Origin of the sequence: Streptomyces sp. NTH33 (genome assembly GCF_003236365.1) — a bacterium.
Lineage (GTDB): Bacteria > Actinomycetota > Actinomycetes > Streptomycetales > Streptomycetaceae > Streptomyces.
Window position 1 is genome coordinate 1 of the sequence record NZ_POTZ01000423.1, and the last position, 5,991, is coordinate 5,991.

General features: G+C 70.5%; 5 protein-coding genes and 1 pseudogene. 2 read left to right on the forward strand and 4 right to left on the reverse strand.

Annotated elements, in window-relative coordinates; all coding sequences use genetic code 11:
* Window positions 1-116: 116 nt before the first annotated feature.
* The 3 genes and pseudogenes from C1I97_RS29330 to C1I97_RS29340 form a co-directional block, all read right to left on the reverse strand.
* Window positions 117-1,013: an RNA polymerase sigma-70 factor gene (locus C1I97_RS29330; RefSeq protein WP_111006138.1), complete on the reverse strand. Its 897-nt coding sequence runs from the start codon at window positions 1,011-1,013 to the stop codon at window positions 117-119.
* Window positions 1,014-1,105: 92 nt separating this feature from the next.
* The gene (locus C1I97_RS29335; RefSeq protein WP_111006139.1) at window positions 1,106-2,314 is read right to left on the reverse strand and encodes an NAD(P)/FAD-dependent oxidoreductase; all 1,209 of its coding nucleotides are present in this window, start codon (window positions 2,312-2,314) and stop codon (window positions 1,106-1,108) included.
* A 129-nt stretch (window positions 2,315-2,443) separates the two neighbouring features.
* Window positions 2,444-2,598, reverse strand: a pseudogene (locus C1I97_RS29340) (IS630 family transposase); the annotation flags it as partial.
* A gap of 388 nt (window positions 2,599-2,986) precedes the next feature.
* Here C1I97_RS29340 and C1I97_RS29350 point away from each other — a divergent pair.
* A complete protein-coding gene (locus C1I97_RS29350; RefSeq protein WP_111006140.1) occupies window positions 2,987-3,868 on the forward strand; it encodes a GNAT family N-acetyltransferase in 882 nt (293 codons plus the stop codon).
* A 66-nt stretch (window positions 3,869-3,934) separates the two neighbouring features.
* Here the strand turns inward: C1I97_RS29350 and C1I97_RS29355 are convergent, their stop codons facing one another.
* A complete protein-coding gene (locus C1I97_RS29355) occupies window positions 3,935-5,485 on the reverse strand; it encodes an FG-GAP-like repeat-containing protein (RefSeq protein ID WP_111006141.1) in 1,551 nt (516 codons plus the stop codon).
* Window positions 5,486-5,822: 337 nt separating this feature from the next.
* Here C1I97_RS29355 and C1I97_RS41890 point away from each other — a divergent pair, with 337 nt between their 5' ends.
* Window positions 5,823-5,951 (forward strand): hypothetical protein, encoded by a 129-nt coding sequence (locus C1I97_RS41890; protein WP_258382791.1) that lies wholly within the window; start codon window positions 5,823-5,825, stop codon window positions 5,949-5,951.
* Window positions 5,952-5,991: the final 40 nt, after the last annotated feature.

The window sequence follows — 5,991 nt, forward strand, 5'->3', positions numbered from 1 at the left end:
GGCCGTGGACTGCTCCTCGTTCAGGCGTACGCGGACCGCTGGGGCTGCACCGCCCACGACGCGTACACCAAAACCGTCTGGGCCGAGGTCTCTCTTCAGACGTCGTCCCAGTTGGTTCAGCGCAGGGTGAGCGGGGTCGCGGATGCGACGTGGGACAGTTTCTCCGGGTTGCGGACGTAGTAGAGGCCGGTGATGCGGGCGTCCTCGACACGGATCGCCATGACGCCGTCGATCTCGCCGTCCAGGCGGACGAGGAGTGCCGGGTTGCCGTTGACCACGGTCGGTTCGACGGTGAGCGTGCCTTCGAGCTTGCCGATGCTGCCGGCGAACATACGGGCCACCTTCTCGGCGCCGGTGACCGGCCGCAGCGCGGCGTGTTTGATGCCGCCGCCGTCGCTCATCAGGACGACCTCGGGGGCGAGCACCTCAAGGAGGGCCTGCGGGTCCCCGGTTTCGATCGCGTGCTGGAACGACTTCAGGACCGCCTGGCCCTCGTTGGAGGAGACCACCCGGCGGGGGCGGCGGGAATCGACGTACCGGCGGGCGCGGTGGGCGATCTGGCGGACGGCCGCGGGGCTCTTGTCGACGGCGGTCGCGATCTCGTCGTAGCCGATGTCGAAGGCCTCGCGCAGCACGAAGACGGCGCGCTCGGTCGGTGACAGCGTCTCGAGGACGAGCATCAGCGCCATCGACACGCTCTCGGCGAGCTCGACGTCCTCGGCCACGTCCGGCGCGGTGAGCAGCGGCTCGGGCAACCAGGGGCCGACGTATGCCTCCCGGCGGCGCTTCATGGTGCGCAGCCGGTTGAGCGCCTGGCGCGTGGTGATCCGGACCAGATAGGCGCGCTGGTCGCGCACCTGCCCCTGGTCGGACTTGACCCAACGCAGCCAGGTCTCCTGGAGGACGTCTTCGGCGTCGGCCGCCGATCCGAGTATCTCGTAGGCGACGGTGAAGAGCAGGTTCCGGTGGGCGAGGAACGCCTCGGTCGCCGGGTCGGTGGCGTCGTCGCTCATCCCTCGTGCCTTCTCCTCGTCCTTCGCGGTCGGCCCTGGCGGCCGACCGCGTTCGCGTGGGTCCACAGCAGGATCCTCGCAGCACGCACCGGTCAGGCTGCCCGGTCGGCGGCGGCCGGTGCCTCGGCGCGGTTGGCGCGCAGCAGTTGCCGGCGCTTGGCGACCCCTCCCGGAATGCGGTGCAGGCTGAACGAACCGGGCTTGTGCGCCTCTTCGGCCAGGTGCTTGGGGATGCCCTTGCAGACCAGTTCCTTGATCCTGGCGCCCAGGCCGTCGTCGATGTGCAGCCACACCGCGACGTCGGACCTGTTGGCGAACTGGTAGATGCCCGCGCTTCGGCCCAGGCTGACGCACTGGGCGTAGAACGACTGGTGGAGGTTCTCCGGCTGCTCACCCGCGAGTCGGCTGAGCACGGTGTCGGCGGCCCGCGCGCCCAGCGGCATCGCGTTCAGGCAGCTCATCCGCAGCGGCAGGCCGGACGGCGCCGCCGAGTCCCCGGCCGCGACGATGCGCGCGTCGTCCACGCTCGTCAGCGTCTCGTCCGTGAGCAGGCGGCCCACGGCGTCGGTGCTCAGCCCGCTGCGCGCGGCCAGGTCGGGAACGCCGAAGCCGGCGGTCCAGACGGTGACCTCGCTCGGCAGCTCACGGCCGTCGGCGAGCCGCACGGCGTCGCGGGTCACCGCCGTCACCTTCGCGTCGGAGCCGTCGACGACCGTCACACCGAGCTGGGCCAGCCGCTTCGCGACCGAGCGCCGGCCCCGGGTGTGCAGGTACGGGCCGAGAACGCCGCCGCAGACCAGGGTCACCCGGCGGCCCTGCTCCGCCAGCTCGGCGGCGGTCTCGATGCCGGTGGGACCGGCGCCGACCACCGTCACCGGGGCCGTCGCGGGAGCGGCGTCGATGACCGGGCGCAGCCGCTGTGCCGCCTCCAGGGTGGCGATCGGGTAGGCGAACTCAGCCGCGCCTGGCACGCTCGGTTCGGCGCTGCCACTGCCCACGGCGTAGATCATGTAGTCGTAGTCGAGCGTGCCGCCGGCCGCCGGCGTCACGCGGCGCTCGGCCGCGTCGATCCGTGTCACGGTGTCGACCACCAGCCGGACGCCCTCGGCCAGGACGTGCTGGTAGGAGACGACCGCGTCGTCGGACCCGCCCACCAGCTGGTGCAGGCGGACCCGGTGGACAAAGTCCGGGCGCGGGTTGATCAGCGTCACGGTCACGTCGTCGCGCAGCGTCAGCCGGTTCGCGGCCATCACGCCCGCGTATCCGCCACCGATCACGACCACATGCGTGTTCCCAGTCACTGTGCCTCCTCCGTTTCCAGGTGTTCGGCCTCAAGACACCGCGCCATCGGTCGCTGTGACAGAGTGTGAGTCAGATCACTTCACTGGAGCTCGGTTGGGGCTGTGACCGCATCGGTTCGCCGGGTTGGGTCAGGCTGCGGTGGTGCGAGGGGGGCCGCCCCAGCGGATGCCCTTCTCGCTTCGGATGCGGGCTCGTTCCTTGCGTTCGGCGGCCAGGACGTCGCGGTAGCGGGCGTTGGTGTTGTGCCACTGCAGGTACGCGTCAGGGCCCGGGTCCGACTCGTGGCGCGAGGAGACCTGACGGATGCGCAGCGGGCCTGGCCAGAAACGCTGTTGCCCATGGACAAGAGCCAGGTCGGCCGCCGACATGGACAAGACGGCAGCTGATCGACGGCGTACGGTTTCGCACCCGTAGAGATACGACAAGCCGGTGGCCCGCTATGAGGCAACCGTGCTGGTCGCGGCCATCGATGAGTGGCTGTGACCAGCACGCTCGCACCGGTCTTTCGTCAACCCTTTGCCGAGGAACCGATGGGCCGGTTAGATTCTCCCAGCCGTCCGCGTTGTTCCGGACCGGTGCTGTCGACGAGGAGGTGTGGAGCACATGCGCAGGAGTGCCCAGCAGTTGAGCCCGCGTACTGACCTCTGCCACCTCCTCACGACGGAGACACCTTGTCGCTTCGCATCACCCCACTGACCGACCCCGCTCACGGACCGCACAGCCGGCGTCTTGCATGGCTGGCGTCCGACGCCGATTCCATCCCTGCCGGAACGGCCTTTCTGCGGCTGTTCACCGATCCTGGACAGGAGCACCTGGCCGAACTGACCCTCGGTGTCCATCCCGCGGAGCGACGCAAGTGCGTCGGTTCCCGGCTCCTCGACGCCGCCGTGGCCGCCGCCCGGGACAATGCCCGCCGCCGCGTTGTCGCGCAGGCCGAGGCCGGATCGCCCGGCGACCGCTTCCTGGCGGCGCGCGGTTTCCGCAAGGTCCTCACCCTGAGGTTCTCCCGCTTGCCACTGGCCGATGTGGACACCGCCGCCCTCGCCGAGATCATTGAGCGTCCGCATCCCGGCTACCGGCTGGCGTCATGGCAGGGAGTTGTCCCCGACGGCCTCGCCCAGACGTTCGCCGCCTCACGTCACGCCATGGACGACATGCCCATGGACGACACCGACCACGGCACCGTGACCTGGGACGTGGACCGCGTCCGGGCCGCGGCGAAGGCCGTCGAACAGCGCGGCGACCAGTTGCACACCGTCGTCGCCATCGACGCCTCCAACGGCTCGATCGCCGGGTTCACCGAACTCGTCATCCCTGGCGACGGCACAGGTGATGGCCGGCACTACGGCACCGGCGTGCTGCCCGAGCACCGTGGACACGGCCTCGGCCGATGGATGAAGGCCGAGTCGATCCGACAGGCCCATGGGCACTATCCGGACCTCGGTGGCCTCCTGACCGACACCGCCGACAGCAACACGCACATGAGACAGATCAACGACAGTCTCGGCTACACACCCACGCACACGACACACCAGCACCAGCTCGACCTTTAGCGGCGAACGGACGGGCCGGACCTGGACATCACCTCGTCCGGCCCGTCGACGCTTTCGATGTACGCCCTAGTCGTCGATCGCCGCCCCGTACAGCGCGTCCGTCCGCAGGCCGCCGAACGCGCTCAGGCCGTAGCTCCAGGAGCCGGAGGTGGTCAGGCCCGAGCGGCCCGCGGAGAACACCCAGACGTAGCCGTCGTTCGTGTTCTCACCGGGTGCCGAGACGAGCAGGCCGAAGCGGCCGTCGCCGTTCGGGTCGGTGAAGGAGACCTGGCCGCCGAACTTGTCGCCCTTCTCGACGGTGCCCGGGACGTTCTTGGTGCCCTGGTGCACGGACAGTGCGCCGGTGGACGTCATGCCCTTGGCCGAGCCGCGCAGGACCGTGACGGCGCCCGCGTCGGTGACGGCGCCGATGTCCTCGCCCGCGACACCGATCGCCACGTCCGCGTATCCGTCGCCGTTGCTGTCGCCGACGGAGAGGTCGGTGCCGAAGCCGTCGCCCCGCTCGTTCGTGCCCGGCACGCCCGCCGAGTTCTGGGTCCACCACACGGGAGGGGTGCCCGGCCCCTCCCGGCCGGCGGGCCCGTCCGCACTGCCGTAGTAGACGCCGACCATGCCGCCGGTCATGCTCTCGCCGCCGTCGTCCGGGCTGTGCGGCTCGCCGGTGACCAGGTCGTCGTAGCCGTCGCGGTTGATGTCGCCGGACGCGACGACCGGGCCGCCGCGCACCGCGGTGATCGGCAGCGGCTCGTCGTTCGACGCGGTGCCGGGCAGGATGTACGACCAGCCGTAGCCCGGCTCGCCGCCCACGCTGGTGCCGGAGACGACCAGGTCGGCGAAGCCGTTGTTGTCGTAGTCGCCCGTGGTCATCGCCTTGGGCCGGATGCCCGGCGCGTTGGCGGCGGAGGCCTTGCCGAGGGTCTTTCGCGGAGGCGAGGAGAGCGTGGTGCGTGACTTCTGCACCGGCCGCCGTGCCTGCGCGTCCGCGCTCTTGGCGGTGGGCTGGGGAGCGGGCTCGAAGGTGTGGATCGTCAGCCCGACCGAGTCCATGACGGCGAGGGAGTCGCCCGGAGTGGTGTCGTCGAAGCGGGCCGCGGCGAGCGCGGCGCCGAACCTGCCGCCCTTGGTGGGGGCGTCGGACTGCAGCCAGCTGCTGGCCGATCCGGTGAGGCCCTTCGGCGTGCCCCACAGGACGACCGCGGCGCCCGCGTTGGCGACGGCGCCGAGGTCCTCGCCGGGGATGCCGATGATCGCGTCGTCGTAGCCGTCGCCGTCGAGGTCGCCGGTGGCCAGCGACTTGCCGAAGTTGTCACCGGTCTCGGCGGCGCCGGGGACTCCCGGGGAGTTCTGGCTGAAGGCCTTGCCCCTGGTCGTGCCGATGCCCTTGGGGCCGCCGTACTGCACGGTCACCATGCCGGCGCCCTTGTGTTTGCCGACCGCCGTCCCCGGGGCGCCGACGAGCACGTCGTCGTATCCGTCGCCGTTGAAGTCGGTGTTGCGGTCGTTGGCGTGTGTTCCGCCGGGTGTTCCGGCGTAGGCGCTCGGAGCGGTCGCGATGGCCGCGCCGGTGATGAGGAGAAACGATGCCGCCGCGACGGCGGCCGAGCGGTGCTTGCGCATGAGCGGCTCCTTGGCTCAGATACGACCGGCTGGCTCGGGACGCGGGGGTGTCCGGACAGGTCCCGTGCCTATGTCCGGTGCCGTGTTTGACACCGCATGCGGAGGAAGGGTTGTACAGGAGGCATGTCTCTTTTGTTGAAGAAGATCACCTCTTCGCCGAAGAAGATCGCTTCGAGCCGGGCACCCGGGGCGAGGGCAGCCCGCGTGGCCCGTGCCGCCTTCACGCACGCCTCTCCAGTCCCCTGAGTCGTCACCCCGCCCACACCCACGGCTGCGCTCGTCACCCGCACGCCACCAGGGTCATGTCCAACGCGACCAGCAGGAAAGAGGGCACGACGTGCGGCCCGTACAACACCCGTACAAGCCCCCGTACAACAAGGGCGCCGGCGAACCGCCCCGGCCGTACGACAAGCGCGACGTACGGCCGACGTACCTGGTCAGCGGCACACCCACCCGTCCACGCTGACTCCGTGACACCGCATCAGTTCACCGGCGAGGTGAAGCTC

Bases quoted from the DNA above. Each gene is read 5' to 3' on its own strand.
- C1I97_RS29330 (WP_111006138.1), bottom strand. From the start codon at position 1,013: ATGAGCGACGACGCCACCGACCCGGCGACCGAGGCGTTCCTCGCCCAC.
- C1I97_RS29355 (WP_111006141.1), bottom strand. From the start codon at position 5,485: ATGCGCAAGCACCGCTCGGCCGCCGTCGCGGCGGCATCGTTTCTCCTC.